Raw genomic sequence first — 19,228 nt, forward strand, 5'->3', positions numbered from 1 at the left:
AAGAAGTACGCACTTATAGTTTTCCATTTTACTCATCATATAACATATTTTGAAAATTTATTAAAAGGATGGATGCTTCATGAATATTGGAAGTTTTCGCTTACCCTTTTTCGAAAAAGAAACTCAAAATGTTATGCACCAAGACGTAGAAGCCTCCGAGACAATTAGTAACTTCTTACTTTCCCATATCCCTATTAAAACGAATATACCGATTATTCTCGTTTGTATCGGAACAGATCGTTCTACAGGCGATGCACTCGGTCCGTTAGTCGGTACGAAACTAGAACAAGTAGGGATTAAAAACTTCCAAGTGTTCGGCACACTAGATGAGCCAGTGCATGCGCTAAATTTAGAAGAAAGAATTCAGAATATACAGAAAGATAATCCTACTTCATTTATAATTGCGGTTGATGCCTGTTTAGGAAAGTCTCAAAGCATCGGTTCCATCACTACCGGAATGGGGCCTAGTAAACCTGGAGCTGCGATGAACAAAAAATTACCTGCAGTTGGTGATTTACATATTCATGGCATCGTAAATCTAAATGGTTTTATGGAGTTTTTCGTCCTGCAAAATACAAGATTAAGTTTAGTCATGAAAATGGCTGATGTAATTGCACAAAGCATAAAAGAAACAGACCAAAAATTATCTGTATTAAAAAAAGCAAACCATCTATAAATAATAAGATGGTTTGCTTTTTAGTTTTTCTGCGCTAATAATTCTAAAATACGATTTAAATCTTCTTTATTAAAAAATTCAATTTCGATTTTACCTTTTTCTTTTTTCGTTTCTTTAATTTTCACATCTGTGCCAAACTTTTCTCTTAAGAACGTTTCGCGTTCTACGAAAAATATGTTTCTCTCTTTTTTCACTTGTTTTGTTTCACGTGAAACGCGTTGATTAATCTCCTGAACAATTTTCTCTAATTGACGAACGTTTAATCCTTCTTTTTCGATTCGTTTTAATAACGATTTCAATTGTTCTTCATCTTTTATAGTAAGCAAAGTTCTCCCATGGGCCATTGAAAGTTGACCATTTGCAATCATATCTTGCACAAAAGAAGGGAGGCTTAATAACCGCGTATAATTTGCAATGTAAGGTCTGCTCTTACCAAGACGTTTTGCTAATTGTTCTTGCGTTACATTTAGCTCATTCATTAACATTTGATATGCCATTGCTTCTTCCATTGGGTTTAAATCTTCTCGTTGTAAGTTTTCAAGCAATGCAAACTCCATCATTTGCTGCTCATTTAATTGTCTTACAACAGCAGGTACCTTTTCGAGCCCTGCCTCTTTGGCAGCACGATATCTTCTTTCACCTGCAACAATTTCATATCCTTTAATACTCTTCCTAGCAATTAACGGTTGCAATATGCCGTGCTCTTTAATAGAGGCCGATAATTCTTGAATTGCCTCTTTATTAAAGTGTTTACGTGGTTGATATGGATTCGGTCTTAATTCAGTTATCACAATCTCCTGAATTGCCTCTTCTTCTTTCACATCTAAATCAGGAAAAAACACATTAATTCCTCTTCCTAATCCTTTAGCCACCTGCAATCACTTCCTCTGCTAAATCTATATATACTTCTGCCCCTCTTGATTTAGCGTCATACTGCATAATTGGTTTCCCATGACTTGGTGCTTCACTTAAACGAACATTACGAGGAATAATCGAACGGTATACTTTATCCCTAAAGTACTTTTTCACTTCATCTATAACCTGAATCCCTAAATTCGTACGGGCATCCAACATCGTTAACAATACACCTTGAATTGCTAGATTTTTATTTAAGTGCTTTTGCACAAGTCGAACTGTATTTAATAGCTGACTTAATCCTTCTAGTGCGTAATATTCGCATTGAACAGGAATAATAACAGAATCTGCTGCGGTTAATGCATTAATCGTTAATAACCCTAAGGACGGGGGACAATCGATAATAATATAGTCATATTCATCACGAACTGGCTGTAATGCCCTTTGTAAACGTACTTCCCGGGAAATAGTCGGTACCAATTCAATTTCAGCTCCTGCCAATTGAATTGTAGCGGGTAGAACATCTAAGTTTTCAGTTGCGGTTTTACGTATAACCCCTTGAACATCTGCATCTTCCACAAGAACATTGTAAATACATTGATCTAATTCGGATTTTTCAATTCCCACACCAGTCGTTGCATTTCCTTGAGCGTCAATATCTACAAGAAGGACTTTTTTACCTACTTGTGCCAATCCAGCCCCTAAATTAACAGATGTTGTTGTTTTTCCAACGCCACCTTTTTGATTGGCAATAGCAATGATTTTTCCCATGATGTCACCTACTTTCAACCTTTCTATCTTATTCTAGTAACAATTATGTTTATTGTAACATGAAATAAAAGTTTTTCTTTTACGTCCTTATTAAACTTCAAAATTTATTTCTAAACTCCTTCTTCATCTAACAAGAAAATATAGTAAAAGAGACCTATCCAATAGGATAAGGTCTCTAACACGCCATTATTATTTTTTCTTCGGAATTTTAATTGTAATTTGATAGTACTCATCAAATTCTTCTTCCGCAGAATTAACATTTAAACCACTGTCAGCAACCATTTGTAATGACTGCCTAATTGTATTCATGGCAATTCTCGTATCTCGACTTACTGCTTTTTGCTTTGCCTTACGCTTCGGTTTGGCTTCTTCTAGTAATTTCGCAATTCGTTCCTCTGTTTGTTTTACATTCAGTTGTTTCTCCACAATTTCCTGTAAAACCTTCAGTTGTAATTCCTCATTCTTTAAAGGAATGAGAGCGCGGGCATGACGTTCTGTAATACTTTTTTCTAATAACGCACGTTTTATTTCTTCAGGCAACTTTAACAATCGCAACTTATTTGCGATTGTGGATTGTCCTTTTCCAAGTCGTTGTGCCAATGCTTCTTGTGTTAAATTATGTAACTCAATTAGCTTTTGATATGCCACAGCTTCCTCGATTGCTGTTAGTTCCTCACGTTGCAAGTTTTCAATTAAAGCTACAGAAGCTGTCTCTGTATCATTTAAGTTCTTTATAATTGCAGGAACCTTTTCCCATCCTAACTTTGTTGCCGCACGGAAACGCCTTTCTCCAGCGATAATCTCGTACTTGTCATCCTCATATTGCCTCACAACAATCGGCTGAATCAGCCCATGTGTACGAATCGTTAGTGCTAGCTCTTCAATTCGTGCATCATCAAAAACTGTTCGTGGTTGATAACGGTTAGGGGTAATATTTACTATCGGAATTTCTTGTATTTCTTCATATACCTTTTTATCTATTTCTTCATGGCTTTCGTCTTGTAATTCGAATTCGCTCTCTTTATCTCCAAAGCCAAATAAACGAGAAAACGTATTTTTCATACATATTCCACCACCTTTTAGGCCTATTGACTATTCTCCATAAAATGTTTCCTATGAAACATTTACGTTTTCATTTATATAATTTAATCTTACGTCTAATAAGATTTATTTTTCAATAGGTAATTTATTGGGTGTTCCCGGTTTGCGTGGATATTTCTTTGGTGTCTTGCGCTTTTTCTCGATTAATAAAATATTACGTTCACTTTCTTCAAACGGTAATTGGAACGTAGACATTTCTTTTAAATTCCCGCCTAGCACCTCTAAAGCATACTTGCCATTTTCAATTTCTTCGTTTGCTGCGGCACCTTTCATTGCAATGAATGTTCCCCCAACTTTTACAAGTGGTAAACATAGCTCACTCAATACCGAAAGACGCGCAACTGCACGTGCCATTACAATATCGTACGATTCACGTACACCTTCTTTTTTCCCAAATGTTTCCGCACGATCGTGACAAAACGCAACGTCACCTAATTCCAACTTTTGTGCTAAATGATTTAAGAAGTTAATACGTTTTTGCAATGAGTCTACAATTGTTACTTTTAAGTGCGGGAAACAGATTTTCAAAGGAATACTTGGGAATCCAGCTCCTGCGCCAACATCACAAATTGAGAATGGTTCTGAAAAATCATAATAAAAAGCAGCTGTAATGGAATCAAAAAAGTGTTTTAAATATACTTCCTCTTTCTCCGTAATAGCCGTTAAGTTCATTTTTTCATTCCACTCTACTAATGTTTCAAAGTAGATTTCGAACTGCTCTAACTGTCTAGAAGAGAGGGTGATACCCTTCTCTTCTAGCATAGATTGAAATTGTTCTATGTTCATCTAACAATATCTCCTTACTATTTATTGGTTCGATACTCGCGCAATTTTTCCTTGTTCAATATACACAAGTAAAATAGAAACATCCGCTGGATTCACGCCAGAAATACGTGAAGCCTGCCCCATTGAAAGTGGACGAACATCTTTCAATTTCTGTCTCGCTTCTGAGGCAAGGCTAGAAATCGCATCATAATCAATATCCACAGGGATTTTTTTGTTTTCCATTTTCTTCATACGCTCTACTTGCTGTAAGGATTTTTCGATATATCCTTCGTACTTAATCTGAATTTCAACTTGTTCTGTAATTTCATCACTTAATTCTACTTCACTTGGTACTAAAAGATGAATATGTTCATATGTCATCTCTGGACGACGTAATAAGTCACTCGCACGTATTCCATCTTTCAATTCACTTCCGCCAATACTACGAATTAATTCTTGAACTTCAGGACGTGGTTTAATAATAATGCTGCTTAAACGTTCCTTTTCCTGTTCAATTTTTAATTTTTTATTTGTAAATCGCTCATAGCGCTCTTCTTTAATTAATCCAATTTCACGACCAACTTCAGTTAAACGAAGATCAGCATTATCGTGGCGTAATAATAGGCGATATTCTGCACGAGATGTTAATAAGCGATATGGTTCATTTGTACCTTTCGTTACAAGATCATCAATTAAGACACCAATATAAGCATCCGCGCGACCTAAAATAACTTCTTTTTTACCTAAAGAACGACATGCTGCATTAATCCCAGCCATAAGCCCTTGTCCTGCCGCCTCTTCGTAACCAGAAGTTCCGTTAATTTGTCCTGCTGTATATAAATTCTTAATTTTTTTCGTTTCAAGTGTTGGCCATAGTTGTGTTGGCACAATTGCATCATATTCAATTGCATAACCTGTACGCATCATTTCAACGTTTTCTAGGCCAGGTATTGTTCTAAGCATATCACGTTGTACATCTTCTGGTAAGCTTGTGGATAAACCTTGTACATACACTTCTTGTGTATTACGTCCTTCTGGCTCTAAGAAAATTTGATGACGTGGTTTATCATTAAATCTTACTACTTTGTCTTCAATTGAAGGACAATATCTAGGTCCTGTTCCCTTAATCATACCAGAATACATAGCTGAGCGATGTAGGTTTTCATCTATTAAACGATGTGTTTCCGTACTTGTATACGTCAACCAACATGGAATTTGATCCATAATAAATTTTGTCGTTTCAAAAGAGAAAGCTCGTGGTTTATCATCACCTGGCTGAATTTCTGTTTTACTGTAATCAATCGTATTACTATTTACACGCGGAGGTGTACCTGTTTTAAATCTAACAAGATCAAATCCAAGCTCCTCTAAATGTTCGGATAAAGTAATAGATGGTTGTTGATTATTCGGACCGCTCGAATATTTTAAATCCCCCATAATAATCTCACCGCGTAAAAATGTTCCAGTCGTAATTACAACTGTTTTGGCTGTATATTCAGCACCAGCTTGCGTAACTACGCCTTTACATTCGCCATCTTCAACGATTAAACGCTCAACCATTCCTTGGAACAACGTTAAATTTGGTGTTTCTTCAATTGTTTTCTTTAATTCATGCTGGTAAGAGAACTTATCTGCTTGTGCGCGAAGCGCGCGTACAGCTGGTCCTTTACCTGTATTTAACATACGCATTTGAATATATGTTTTATCAATGTTGCGTCCCATTTCTCCGCCTAATGCATCAATTTCCCGAACAACAATCCCTTTTGCTGGTCCACCAACAGAAGGGTTACATGGCATAAAAGCCACCATATCTAAATTAATTGTTAACATTAATGTTTTGGAGCCCATTCGTGCTGCCGCAAGACCAGCTTCACATCCTGCATGACCTGCACCGATTACTATGACATCGTATGAACCGGCATTGTATCCCATTGTTTATTCCTCCTAAAAATCTCTATCTTTCTAAAACATCGCTATATTATTTTCCTAAACAAAATTGAGAGAACAACTGGTCAATTAGGCTTTCATGGACGGTATCACCAGTAATTTCACCAAGTATTTCCCACGTTCTTGTTAAATCAATTTGCACCATATCAATTGGAACACCATTTTCTATTGCCTCAATTGCATCTCCAATTGTTTTTCCTGCTTGTGTTAATAATCCAATATGTCTCGCGTTAGAAACATATGTCACATCTGCAGAATCAATTGTTCCTTCAAAGAATAAATCAGCTATTGCCTTTTCAAGCTCATCTATTCCTTGTTCCTCAATTAACGATGTTGTAATAATACGATTTCCCGCTGCCAATTCTGTAACACGTTCCATATCGATTACTTGCGATAAATCTGTCTTATTTACAATAACAATGAAATCTTTTCCTTGTACGGCACGGAATAGATCTTCATCCTCATGCGTTAAAGCCTCGCTATAATTAACGACAACTAACACTAAATCAGCTTGGCTCATCATTTCTTTTGAACGCTCTACACCAATTCGTTCAACAACATCTTCTGTTTCACGAATCCCGGCTGTATCTATAAGTTTAAGTGGTACACCACGCACATTAACGTACTCTTCAATAACATCACGAGTTGTTCCTGCAATATCAGTTACAATTGCCTTTTTCTCCTGAACAAGACTATTTAATAGCGATGACTTCCCAACGTTAGGTCTACCGATGATTGCAGTAGCAATACCTTCACGTAAAATCTTTCCTTGCTTCGATGTTTCTAATATTTTTGCAATTTCCGTACGAACATGTGTAGCTTTCTCAATTAAAATATTATGTGTCATTTCTTCCACATCATCATATTCCGGGTAATCTATGTTTACCTCAACATGAGCCAACGTTTCTAATATGTCCTGACGCAGACGGCCGATTAATTTAGATAATCGTCCTTCCATTTGATTAATCGCTACGTTCATTGCGCGATCTGTTTTTGCACGGATTAAGTCCATAACAGCTTCTGCTTGTGATAAATCAATACGGCCATTTAAAAAAGCACGTTTTGTAAATTCACCAGGCTCTGCTAATCTTACTCCTTGCGCTAAAATAAGCTGCAATACTTTATTTACCGAAACAAGTCCGCCGTGACAGTTAATTTCCACTATATTTTCACGTGTAAAAGTCCTTGGTGCACGCAGAATAGATACCATCACTTCTTCAATAACCTGATTTGTATCTAAATCGACAATATGACCATAATGAATTGTGTGAGAAGGAACTTCTGTTAAATCCTTCCCTTTAAAAATACGATTAACTTTTTCAACCGCATCATCCCCACTTACTCGAACAATGGCAATTGCACCCTCTCCAAGCGCTGTGGAAATCGCGGCAATTGTATCAAATTCCATGTCCTTTCACCTCACTTGCTTATTTATCTCTATTTCAACTTGATTATTTTCTTCACTAAATTATTAGAATACCATAACGAACCTATCTACAAAAGAATAATAACTCATTTTATTATGTCCTCATGTGAAAAACACTAAACTTATTCACAGTGGATAAGTTTAGTGTTTTTTAGTTATCCACACCTATTTTTCCCTCAAAAAAACCGGCACTCAATTGAGTAACCGGTCACTTGGAAGATATTACAACATGTCGATGTGGTTCTTTTCCTTCAGAAGTTGTAATGATATTTTGATGATTAGATAATGCTTGGTGGATAATCTTTCGTTCAAAAGATGGCATAGGCTCCAACACAACTCTTTTTTTCGTACTTACTACTTGTTTTGCTAATCGATAAGAAAGTGCTTCTAATGTACCTTTTCTTTTACTACGATAATTTTCAGCATCTAGTGTGATGCCAATATACTGCTTCGTACTACGATTCGCCACAAGTTTTGTTAAATACTGCAAAGAATTCAAGGTGTTTCCTCTTTTCCCAATCAAAACACCTATGTTTTCGCCAGAAATTGTAAATTCAATCTCGCGTCCTTTTACAATTTTACTAATCTCAGCTTCCACACCCATATCATGAATAATATTTTTTAAATATTCTTCACATTCTTGAATCGGATCTTTCTTCAATACAACTTCTACTACTGCAGGTCGATTCCCAAATAAACCTAGGAACCCTCTTTTACCCTCATCGATAATATTTATATCTACTCGGTCTTTTAGAACATTTAGTTGCCTTAAAGCATCTTGTACTGCCAGCTCGACTGTTTGTCCTTTAGCAGTAATTACACTCACTTGCTTGATCCTTCTGCCTTACTAGCCTTAATTTCTGGCCCCTTGATCAAGTACATTTGAGCGATACCAAAGATATTACCAACAACCCAGTAAAGTGATAATGCAGCTGGGAAGTTAATTGCAAAGACTAAAATCATAATTGGCATAAGCCAAATCATCATTGCCATTTGCGGATTTTGACCAGCTGTTCCTGCCATTGCAAGCTTTTGCTGAATAAATGTCGTAATTGCCGCAACAACCGGTAAGATATAGTACGGATCTGCCTGCCCTAAATCGAACCATAAAAATGTATGCTTACTAATTTCTGCTGTTCTCATAATCGCATGGTAAAACGCGAATAAAATAGGCATCTGAATGAATATTGGTAAACATCCTGCTAATGGGTTTACACCATTTTTTTGATATAACTGCATCATTTCTTGTTGTAGTTTTTGCTGTGTTGCTTGATCTTTAGAACTATATTTCTCTTTTAACTTAACCATTTCTGGTTGTAACGCCTGCATTGCTTTCGTACTCTTCGTTTGTTTAATCATTAATGGTAATAATGCAAAACGAATGATAAGAGTTGTAACAACGATTGCTAAACCGTAATTACTACCAAATAAGTTGGCAAAATACGTAATTAACTGAGAAAGCGGATATACGAAATATTCATTCCAAATTCCAGTACTTTTCGGTGTAATCGGCTGATTCACTTCACTACAGCCAGTAGCAATTGCCATTAATGCAATAACCATGGCTAGTAAACCTATTTTCTTTTTCAAAGCCTGCTCCTCCTTGTTTCGGTATGTATATAGTGTAATTCATTTCCTTACGCTACTTTTTTATTCTTTTCATACCAGAGCGTTTAAAGACATGAATTAAGCTTTTCTTTAATTCTTCATATGTCATCTCTGCACAAGGCTTCCTTGCTATTATAACAAAATCTTTTCCAGAATCTATCTCATCTTTTAATTCTGTGATCGACTGGCGAATCATACGTTTAATTCGGTTACGCACTACTGCATTTCCTATTTTCTTGCTGACAGAAAGGCCAATACGAAAGTTTGGCTGCTCTCCCTTATCTAGTTGATAGACAACAAGCTGACGGTTAGCATTCGATTTTCCTTTTTGAAAAACCGTCTGGAATTCATCATTCTTTTTTATACGATATTTTTTCTTCATATCAATTGACACTCCTGTAGTTCATCAGTGGAAATTCACTATTATTAGAAAAAAAGACCACTGAACGATCAGTGGTCTACGCAGATAATACTTTTCTTCCTTTACGACGACGAGCTGCTAGCACTTTACGTCCGTTCGCTGTGCTCATACGGCTGCGGAAACCATGTACTTTGCTGCGCTTACGTTTATTTGGTTGGTAAGTTCTTTTCATTATATGACACCTCCCTGAGGAATATCTGTTAAAGACAGTCCTATAAATTATAGTTAATCAACTAGGAAAATGTCAATGGTTCTCGAAATTTTCATCAAATATTCATTTTGAACCTATTCACATACTTTTTCACAGACCCTATATTTCCTTGTGGATAAATGTTTTTTCTTGGTTTTTATATCCACAAACCCTTTTCGTACTTTTACACAGTATATCGTGTTGTGGACAAGTTTATTCCACAAGGTATTGATTTTGTGGATAACTTTCTTAAATTCATTGCTATAGCTACTTTTTTTTGATATTATAGTTGTGTTTTCACTTTGAATAAGTTTTCCACACCTTTATCTTATCCACAATTTGTGTATAACATGTGGACAGTTTTAATCACATGTGGGTAAATACTTATCCACATTTGCTTTTTTTGTCGAAAACCCTATCTCATATACAAACGACGTTTTTAGGTTTTAAAATACGTTTCGTATAAATATACATTTTATATTTATTTAGGTTGTACATTTGTTGCGCAACCTTATTCTTTTACCATCTTAGTAAAGGAGGGACACCTTTGGAAAACATCTCTGATTTATGGAACAGCGCCTTAAAAGAACTAGAAAAAAAGGTCAGTAAACCAAGTTATGAAACATGGTTAAAATCAACAACCGCACATAATTTAAAGAAAGACGTGTTAACAATTACAGCTCCAAATGAATTCGCTCGTGATTGGTTAGAATCTCATTATTCAGAGCTAATTTCGGAAACACTTTATGATTTAACGGGGGCAAAATTAGCTATTCGCTTTATTATTCCCCAAAGTCAAGCTGAAGAGGAGATTGATCTTCCTCCTTCTAAACCAAATTCAGCACAAGATGATTCTAATCATTTACCACAGAGTATGCTAAATCCAAAATATACGTTTGATACATTTGTTATTGGCTCTGGTAACCGTTTTGCTCACGCTGCTTCATTGGCCGTAGCCGAAGCGCCAGCTAAAGCATATAATCCACTCTTTATTTACGGGGGAGTTGGACTCGGAAAGACCCATTTAATGCATGCAATTGGTCATTATGTAATTGAACATAACCCAAACGCAAAGGTTGTATATTTATCGTCAGAAAAATTTACAAATGAATTCATTAATTCTATTCGTGATAATAAAGCGGTCGATTTTCGTAATAAATACCGTAATGTAGATGTTTTATTGATAGATGATATTCAATTTCTAGCAGGAAAAGAACAAACTCAAGAAGAGTTTTTCCATACATTCAATGCATTACACGAAGAAAGTAAACAAATTGTAATTTCAAGTGATCGGCCACCAAAAGAAATTCCAACTTTAGAAGATCGTCTTCGTTCTCGCTTTGAATGGGGACTCATTACGGATATTACGCCACCAGATTTAGAAACACGAATTGCAATTTTACGTAAAAAAGCAAAGGCTGAAGGACTCGATATACCAAATGAGGTTATGCTTTATATTGCAAATCAAATTGATTCAAACATTCGTGAACTAGAAGGTGCACTTATCCGAGTAGTAGCTTATTCATCTTTAATTAACAAAGATATTAATGCTGATTTAGCAGCTGAAGCACTTAAAAATATTATTCCAAATTCTAAACCAAAAATTATCTCCATTTATGATATTCAAAAGGCTGTCGGGGACGTTTATCAAATAAAACTGGAAGATTTCAAGGCGAAAAAGCGAACAAAATCAGTTGCCTTCCCTCGCCAAATTGCAATGTATTTATCACGCGAACTTACAGATTACTCCTTACCTAAAATCGGTGAAGAATTTGGTGGACGTGATCATACAACAGTTATCCATGCTCATGAAAAAATTTCTAAGCTGCTTAAAACGGATACGCAATTACAAAAACAAGTTGAAGAAATTAACGATATTTTAAAGTAGTAGCTGAATAGTGTGAATAACTTCCCTTGTTTTACGCACAGTCTATCCACATGTAGATAGACTGTTTTTACATCGTTCAACGGGGTTATCCACATATCCACAGGCCCTATTACTATTACTACTATATTTTATCTTTATTAATTAAATAAAATATTATACTTACCGGAGGTTTTTCTTTATGCGTTTTACAATACAAAAAGACTATCTTGTAAGAAGTGTACAAGATGTAATGAAGGCTGTTTCTTCTCGTACAACAATTCCGATCCTTACAGGAATTAAAGTTGTGGCTACGGAAGAAGGAGTTACGTTAACAGGAAGCGATGCTGATATTTCTATTGAATCTTTTATCCCAGTTGAAGACAATGGAAAAGAGATCGTAGAAGTAGCACAATCAGGAAGTATTATTTTACAAGCAAAATATTTTAGTGAGATTGTAAAAAAATTACCTAAAGAGACTGTCGAAATTTCTGTGGAAAATCATTTTATGACAAAAATAATTTCTGGAAAATCAGAGTTTAATTTAAATGGTTTAGATTCTGCTGAATATCCATTGTTACCACAAATTGAAGAACACCATGTTTTTAAGATTCCAACAGATTTACTGAAACATATGATCAGACAAACTGTATTTGCAGTTTCCACTTCTGAAACAAGACCGATCTTGACAGGTGTAAACTGGAAAGTATATAACAGCGAATTAACTTGCATTGCTACAGATAGTCACAGGTTAGCTCTTCGAAAAGCAAAAATCGAAGGAATCGCAGATGAATTTCAAGCGAGTGTTGTTATTCCAGGTAAAAGCTTAAATGAATTAAGCAAAATTCTAGATGAGTCTGAAGAAATGGTAGATATCGTTATTACGGAGTATCAAGTATTATTCCGTACAAAGCATTTATTATTCTTCTCAAGATTGTTAGAAGGTAATTATCCGGATACAACTCGTTTAATTCCAGCCGAAAGTAAAACAGATATTTTTGTAAATACAAAAGAATTTTTACAAGCAATTGATCGTGCATCTTTATTAGCAAGGGATGGTCGTAATAATGTTGTAAAATTATCAACTTTAGAACAGGAAATGCTAGAAATTTCTTCGAATTCACCAGAAATTGGGAAAGTAGTAGAAGAAGTTCAATGTGAAAAAGTGGATGGGGAAGAGTTAAAAATATCTTTTAGTGCAAAATATATGATGGATGCACTAAAAGCTTTAGATAGTACTGAAATTAAAATTAGCTTTACTGGTGCGATGAGACCATTCTTAATTCGTACAGTAAATGATGAGTCCATTATTCAATTAATTTTACCGGTTCGTACTTACTAAGTCAGAAGTAAGGGTTGCTAGTTTTCAGATACTAGTAGCCCTTATTTGATTTTTGGGTATTACTTTCCTAATGTTAGTTTATTTAGTACAATGAAAGAATGAACACTTTCAGAAAGTGAGCGATTTTATGAAACGTATTAAAATTTCAACAGAGTATATTACACTAGGACAATTTTTGAAGTTAGCCGATGTAATTGATACAGGTGGCGCTGTAAAATGGTTTTTACAAGAATATGAAGTGTACGTGAATCAAGAACTTGAAAATAGAAGAGGTCGCAAATTATATGCGAACGATATTATTGAAATTCCAGGAAGCGGAAGTTTCCAAGTTCAGGCATAAAGGGGGAGCCCTTTGTTTATTTCAGAAATACAATTAAAAAACTATCGCAATTATGAAAAGTTAGAGCTTTCCTTTGAAGATAAAGTGAATGTGATTATCGGTGAAAACGCACAAGGGAAAACGAATTTGATGGAAGCTATTTATGTTTTAGCGATGGCGAAATCTCATAGAACCTCTAATGATCGCGAGCTTATCCGTTGGGATGAAGACTTCGGTCAAATTAAAGGGAAATTACAAAAGAGAAATAGTTCTTTGTCTTTGGAATTAAATATTTCGAAAAAAGGTAAAAAGGCAAAATTAAATCAACTTGAACAACAAAAATTGAGTCAATATATTGGTATGATGAATGTTGTCATGTTTGCCCCAGAAGATTTAAATCTTGTAAAAGGAAGCCCTCAAGTAAGAAGACGCTTTTTAGATATGGAATTAGGCCAAATAGCTCCAATCTATTTGTATGAATTGAGTCAATATCAAAAGGTGCTCACGCAACGAAATCACTTGCTGAAAAAGATGCAAGGGAATAGTAAGAATGAGGAAACGATGTTGGATGTATTTACACTTCAACTTATTGAGCATGGTGCAAAAATATTGCAAAAACGGTTTGAATTTTTGCATTTACTACAAGAATGGGCAGCTCCAATTCATCGCGGTATAAGCCGCGGATTAGAAGAATTAGAAATTGTCTATAAACCAAGTGTAGATGTATCAGAATCAATGGATTTGTCGAAAATAAAAGAAGTATACTATGAAAATTTTCAATCTGTGAAACAACGTGAGATTTTCCGTGGTACGACTTTAATTGGTCCTCATCGTGATGATTTACAATTCTTCGTTAATAGTAAAAATGTTCAAGTCTTTGGTTCGCAAGGACAACAACGAACGACCGCACTGTCCCTAAAATTAGCTGAAATTGAATTGATTTACTCAGAAGTTAAGGAATATCCGATTCTTTTATTGGATGATGTATTATCAGAATTAGATGATTATCGTCAATCGCATCTGTTAAATACAATTCAAGGAAAAGTGCAAACATTTGTGACAACGACGAGTGTCGACGGAATTGAACACGAAACATTAAAAGAAGCGAAAACAATTCATGTAACGAACGGCACGGTAGATTGTGAAATAGATAGGGCGTAATCCCTATTTAAATGGAAAAGTAGGTGATCTTTGTGTCAATGGAACAAAAGCAAATGGAAGAAAACTCATATGATGAAAGTCAGATACAGGTACTTGAAGGATTAGAAGCGGTTCGAAAACGCCCTGGGATGTATATTGGATCTACAAGTGGAAAAGGACTTCACCATCTTGTGTGGGAAATCGTCGATAATAGTATTGATGAAGCACTTGCAGGGTATTGTGATGAAATTAACGTTAGTATCGAAGAAGATAATAGTATTCTTGTAACGGATAATGGACGTGGTATTCCAGTTGGTATACAAGAAAAAATGGGACGTCCTGCTGTAGAAGTTATAATGACCGTTCTTCATGCTGGTGGTAAGTTTGGCGGTGGCGGTTATAAAGTTTCCGGTGGTTTGCATGGTGTTGGGGCATCTGTAGTAAATGCTCTATCAACAGAACTAGAGGTATTTGTACATCGTGAAGGCAAAATCCATTATCAAAAATACGAAAGAGGTATCCCGGTTGCGGATTTAAAAGTCATTGGTGACACAGATCAAACAGGGACGATAACTCGATTTAAACCAGATCCAGAAATTTTTCAGGAAACAATAGTATACGAATTTGATACGTTAGCAACTCGTATGCGCGAATTAGCATTTTTAAATCGTAATATTAAATTAACAATTGAAGATAAACGTGAACATAAACAGAAGAAAGAATTCCATTATGAAGGTGGAATTAAATCATATGTTGAACATTTAAATCGTTCAAAACAGCCAATTCATGAAGAACCTGTATATGTAGAGGGTTCAAAAGATGGTATTCAGGTTGAAGTTGCGCTTCAATATAACGAAGGATACACAAATCATATTTACTCATTTACAAATAATATTCATACGTATGAAGGTGGTACACATGAGGTAGGATTTAAAACAGCCTTAACTCGTGTGATCAACGACTATGGTCGTAAAAATAATATTTTAAAAGATGCGGATAGTAATTTAACTGGTGAAGATGTTCGTGAAGGTTTAACAGCGATTGTGTCAATTAAACATCCAAATCCACAATTCGAAGGACAAACGAAGACGAAACTTGGAAATAGTGAAGCAAGAACAATTACAGAGTCAGTATTCTCAGAGGCATTTGAAAAGTTCTTACTGGAAAATCCGAATGTTGCACGTAAGATTATAGATAAAGGGACGATGGCAGCGCGTGCGCGTGTAGCAGCTAAAAAGGCTCGTGAGTTAACTCGCCGAAAGAGTGCTTTAGAAGTTTCAAGTTTACCAGGGAAATTGGCAGACTGTTCTTCTAAAGATCCAGCAATTAGTGAAATCTATATCGTAGAGGGTGACTCTGCGGGTGGGTCTGCAAAACAAGGGCGTGATCGTCATTTCCAAGCAATTTTACCGCTAAAGGGTAAAATTATTAATGTTGAAAAGGCACGTTTAGATAAGATTTTATCAAATGATGAAGTTCGTACAATTATTACGGCGATTGGTACAAATATCGGCGGAGACTTCGCTATTGAAAAAGCACGCTATCATAAAGTTATTATTATGACGGATGCCGATGTTGATGGTGCGCATATTCGTACCCTATTATTAACGTTCTTCTATCGCTATATGCGTCAAATAATTGAGTGCGGTTATATATATATTGCACAGCCACCTTTGTTTAAAGTACAACAAGGTAAGAAAATTCAATATGCTTACAATGATAAGGAACTTGAAAAAATCTTAGCTGAATTACCAGCCCAACCTAAGCCGGGGATTCAGCGCTATAAAGGTCTAGGGGAAATGAATCCAACTCAGTTATGGGAGACGACAATGGACCCAGAAGTACGTTCATTACTTCAAGTTTCACTTCAAGATGCAATTGAAGCGGATGAAACATTTGAAATTTTGATGGGAGATAAAGTAGAGCCACGTCGTAACTTTATCCAAGAAAATGCAAAATACGTGAAAAACCTTGATATTTAAATGGGCAATGACAGGAATCTAAGTATTCCTGTCTTCTACATATAAATCAATGTATGTGTAACGGAAATGTAAGAGGAGGTGCTGGTTGATGTCAGACAATCAACAACAAGCACGAATTCGAGAAATTAATATTAGTCATGAAATGCGTACCTCGTTTTTAGATTACGCAATGAGTGTTATCGTATCTCGTGCATTACCAGATGTTCGTGATGGATTAAAACCTGTGCATCGTAGGGTTTTATATGCGATGAATGATTTAGGAATTACAGCTGATAAAGCGTATAAAAAATCAGCGCGTATTGTCGGTGAAGTAATCGGTAAGTATCACCCTCACGGTGATTCAGCTGTTTACGAGACGATGGTACGTATGGCGCAAGATTTTAGTCAACGTTATATGCTTGTTGATGGGCATGGTAACTTTGGTTCTGTTGATGGTGATTCAGCAGCAGCGATGCGTTATACAGAAGCAAGAATGTCTAAGATTTCTATGGAATTAATACGTGATATTTCAAAAAATACGATTGATTATCAAGATAACTATGATGGTTCTGAAAGAGAGCCAATTGTATTGCCAGCGCGTTTCCCTAATTTATTAGTGAATGGTACGACGGGTATTGCGGTAGGTATGGCAACGAATATTCCACCGCATCAACTCGGTGAAGTAATTGATGGTGTATTGGCACTAAGCCATAATCCCGACATTACGATTGCGGAATTAATGGAGTTTATTCCAGGACCAGATTTTCCAACAGCAGGTTTAATTTTGGGACGAAGTGGGATTCGAAGAGCGTATGAAACAGGTAGAGGCTCTATTATGCTTCGAGCTAAAGTTGAAATTGAAGAGAAGTCAAATGGTAAACAATCTATTCTCGTAACTGAACTACCTTATCAAGTTAATAAGGCGCGATTAATTGAAAAAATTGCAGAATTAGTTCGTGATAAGAAAATTGAAGGTATTACGGATTTACGTGATGAGTCAGATCGAAACGGTATGCGTATTGTTATGGAAGTACGCCGTGATGCCAATGCCAATGTACTATTAAACAATCTATATAAACATACAGCACTTCAAACAAGTTTCGGTATTAATATGTTGTCTCTTGTAAATGGAGAACCACAAGTACTAAATTTAAAACAAAATTTATATCATTACTTGGAGCATCAGAAGGTAGTAATTCGTCGACGTACTGCTTATGAATTAGAAAAAGCAGAGGCGCGTGCTCATATTTTAGAAGGATTACGAATTGCTCTAGATCATCTAGATGAAGTTATTACGTTAATTCGTAGTTCGAAAACAGCAGATATTGCAAAACAAGGCTTAATGGAACGTTTCGGTTTAAGTGAGAAACAAGCACAAGCAATTTTAGATATGCGTCTGCAACGTTTAACAGGATTAGAACGTGAAAAAATTGAGCAAGAATATCAAGAATTAATGAAGTTAATCGCTGAATTAAAAGCAATCTTAGCAGATGAAGAGAAAGTTCTTGAGATTATTCGTGAAGAATTAACGGAAGTAAAAGAACGCTTCAATGATAAGAGACGAACAGAAATTACAATTGGTGGCATGGAATTTATTGAAGATGAAGATTTGATTCCAGAGCAAAACATCGCTATTACGTTAACTCATAATGGTTATATTAAGAGGTTACCGGCTTCTACGTACAAAACACAGAACCGTGGTGGACGTGGTGTGCAAGGAATGGGAACAAATGATGATGATTTCGTAGAGCATTTATTAACTACTTCTACGCATGATCACATTTTATTCTTTACTAATAAAGGGAAAGTATACCGTACGAAAGGATATGAAATCCCAGAGTATAGTCGTACAGCAAAAGGTATACCTATTATTAACTTATTAGGTGTAGATAAGGGTGAATGGATTAACGCCATTATTCCAATTCGTGAATTTGGTGATGATGAATTCTTATTCTTCACAACAAAACAAGGTATTTCTAAGAGAACGCCACTTTCATCATTTGCAAATATACGTACGAATGGTTTAATCGCCATCTCTCTTCGTGAAGAGGATGAAGTAATATCTGTACGTTTAACATCTGGTGATAAGGATATTATTGTAGGAACAAGCAATGGTATGTTAATTCGCTTTAACGAGCAAGATGTGCGTTCTATGGGACGTAATGCGGCTGGTGTAAAAGCAATTACATTAGGTGATGAAGATCAAGTTGTGGGCATGGAAATTGTCGAAGAGGATGTAAATGTTCTAATCGTAACGAAAAATGGTTATGGAAAACGTACACCTATTGATGAATACCGTCTACAAAGCCGTGGTGGTAAAGGTCTGAAGACTTGTAATATTACAGATAAAAACGGTAAATTAGTAGCTGTTAAATCTGTAACAGGTGAAGAAGATATCATGTTAATTACGGCAGCAGGTGTTATTATTCGTATGCCGGTTGATCAAATCTCTCAAATGGGACGTAATACACAAGGTGTTCGTCTAATTCGATTAGAGGATGAGCAAGAGGTAGCGACGGTAGCAAAAGCACAGAAAGATGAAGAAGAGGAATCTAATGAAGAGGTTTCTTCTGAAGAATAAGAGGGGGATTTTTCCTCCTCTTATTTTTTTATAATAATACTTGCATAGCAATGGGAAACTCTATATAATAGGCAGAGTCAGCAAATGAGAGATACAAATTATCTTAAAAAACTTGTTGACGAAAATAATATACTATGATATATTATGAAAGTCGCTGAAACGCGATGTTGAACTTTGAAAACTAAACGAAACAAACAACGTGAAACGTCAATTTTTATTTTTAGATGCTAGACAAACTAACTTTATTGGAGAGTTTGATCC

The 19,228-nt window shown here is 35.7% G+C and carries 17 protein-coding genes; 7 read left to right on the forward strand and 10 right to left on the reverse strand.

The genetic code is table 11. The features are described 5' to 3' along the window. The first annotated feature begins 79 nt into the window (after window positions 1–79). Complete coding sequence (gene yyaC, locus JDS82_RS19655) at window positions 80–676, forward strand: spore protease YyaC (protein ID WP_001020739.1); 597 nt, start codon at window positions 80–82, stop codon at window positions 674–676. A gap of 20 nt (window positions 677–696) precedes the next feature. Here yyaC and spo0J read toward each other — a convergent pair whose 3' ends face one another. The 10 genes from spo0J to rpmH form a co-directional block, all read right to left on the reverse strand. Then, entirely contained in the window at window positions 697–1,548 is an 852-nt protein-coding gene (gene spo0J, locus JDS82_RS19660) for a stage 0 sporulation protein Spo0J (protein WP_001051814.1), read from the reverse strand. Then, window positions 1,541–2,302, reverse strand: a complete 762-nt coding sequence (gene soj, locus JDS82_RS19665; RefSeq protein ID WP_000516117.1) for a sporulation initiation inhibitor protein Soj — start codon at window positions 2,300–2,302, stop codon at window positions 1,541–1,543. The genes spo0J and soj overlap by 8 nt, the downstream gene beginning before the upstream one ends. Window positions 2,303–2,491: 189 nt before the next feature. Continuing rightward, window positions 2,492–3,364, reverse strand: a complete 873-nt coding sequence (gene noc / locus JDS82_RS19670) for a nucleoid occlusion protein (RefSeq protein WP_000799025.1) — start codon at window positions 3,362–3,364, stop codon at window positions 2,492–2,494. Window positions 3,365–3,469: 105 nt separating this feature from the next. Then, a complete protein-coding gene (gene rsmG, locus JDS82_RS19675; RefSeq protein ID WP_001019619.1) occupies window positions 3,470–4,189 on the reverse strand; it encodes a 16S rRNA (guanine(527)-N(7))-methyltransferase RsmG in 720 nt (239 codons plus the stop codon). A gap of 21 nt (window positions 4,190–4,210) precedes the next feature. Next, on the reverse strand, window positions 4,211–6,100 hold the full coding sequence (mnmG, locus tag JDS82_RS19680; RefSeq protein WP_000541059.1) for a tRNA uridine-5-carboxymethylaminomethyl(34) synthesis enzyme MnmG: 1,890 nt from the start codon (window positions 6,098–6,100) through the stop codon (window positions 4,211–4,213). Window positions 6,101–6,146: 46 nt separating this feature from the next. Next, window positions 6,147–7,523: a tRNA uridine-5-carboxymethylaminomethyl(34) synthesis GTPase MnmE gene (gene mnmE / locus JDS82_RS19685; protein ID WP_000393767.1), complete on the reverse strand. Its 1,377-nt coding sequence runs from the start codon at window positions 7,521–7,523 to the stop codon at window positions 6,147–6,149. Window positions 7,524–7,749: 226 nt separating this feature from the next. Continuing rightward, window positions 7,750–8,367, reverse strand: a complete 618-nt coding sequence (gene jag / locus JDS82_RS19690; RefSeq protein WP_000111517.1) for an RNA-binding cell elongation regulator Jag/EloR — start codon at window positions 8,365–8,367, stop codon at window positions 7,750–7,752. Next, a complete protein-coding gene (gene spoIIIJ / locus JDS82_RS19695) occupies window positions 8,364–9,131 on the reverse strand; it encodes a YidC family membrane integrase SpoIIIJ (protein ID WP_000726758.1) in 768 nt (255 codons plus the stop codon). The genes jag and spoIIIJ overlap by 4 nt, the downstream gene beginning before the upstream one ends. Window positions 9,132–9,183: 52 nt before the next feature. Then, a complete protein-coding gene (gene rnpA, locus JDS82_RS19700) occupies window positions 9,184–9,531 on the reverse strand; it encodes a ribonuclease P protein component (protein ID WP_000731505.1) in 348 nt (115 codons plus the stop codon). 76 nt (window positions 9,532–9,607) lie between these two features. Further along, on the reverse strand, window positions 9,608–9,742 hold the full coding sequence (rpmH, locus tag JDS82_RS19705) for a 50S ribosomal protein L34 (protein ID WP_000831901.1): 135 nt from the start codon (window positions 9,740–9,742) through the stop codon (window positions 9,608–9,610). A 565-nt stretch (window positions 9,743–10,307) separates the two neighbouring features. Here rpmH and dnaA point away from each other — a divergent pair. From dnaA to gyrA, 6 genes are all read left to right on the forward strand, one after another. Continuing rightward, window positions 10,308–11,648: a chromosomal replication initiator protein DnaA gene (gene dnaA, locus JDS82_RS19710; protein WP_000428027.1), complete on the forward strand. Its 1,341-nt coding sequence runs from the start codon at window positions 10,308–10,310 to the stop codon at window positions 11,646–11,648. 178 nt (window positions 11,649–11,826) lie between these two features. Next, window positions 11,827–12,966: a DNA polymerase III subunit beta gene (gene dnaN / locus JDS82_RS19715; RefSeq protein WP_001212890.1), complete on the forward strand. Its 1,140-nt coding sequence runs from the start codon at window positions 11,827–11,829 to the stop codon at window positions 12,964–12,966. 127 nt (window positions 12,967–13,093) lie between these two features. Further along, on the forward strand, window positions 13,094–13,306 hold the full coding sequence (yaaA, locus tag JDS82_RS19720) for a S4 domain-containing protein YaaA (RefSeq protein ID WP_000821366.1): 213 nt from the start codon (window positions 13,094–13,096) through the stop codon (window positions 13,304–13,306). A gap of 12 nt (window positions 13,307–13,318) precedes the next feature. Then, window positions 13,319–14,446, forward strand: a complete 1,128-nt coding sequence (gene recF, locus JDS82_RS19725) for a DNA replication/repair protein RecF (RefSeq protein WP_000470742.1) — start codon at window positions 13,319–13,321, stop codon at window positions 14,444–14,446. Window positions 14,447–14,484: 38 nt separating this feature from the next. Beyond that, on the forward strand, window positions 14,485–16,407 hold the full coding sequence (gene gyrB, locus JDS82_RS19730) for a DNA topoisomerase (ATP-hydrolyzing) subunit B (protein WP_000435974.1): 1,923 nt from the start codon (window positions 14,485–14,487) through the stop codon (window positions 16,405–16,407). A gap of 88 nt (window positions 16,408–16,495) precedes the next feature. After that, entirely contained in the window at window positions 16,496–18,967 is a 2,472-nt protein-coding gene (gene gyrA, locus JDS82_RS19735; protein WP_001282860.1) for a DNA gyrase subunit A, read from the forward strand. Window positions 18,968–19,228 lie beyond the last annotated feature (261 nt).

Source organism: Bacillus cereus group sp. N14 (genome assembly GCF_016483555.1).
Taxonomy (GTDB): domain Bacteria; phylum Bacillota; class Bacilli; order Bacillales; family Bacillaceae_G; genus Bacillus_A; species Bacillus_A wiedmannii.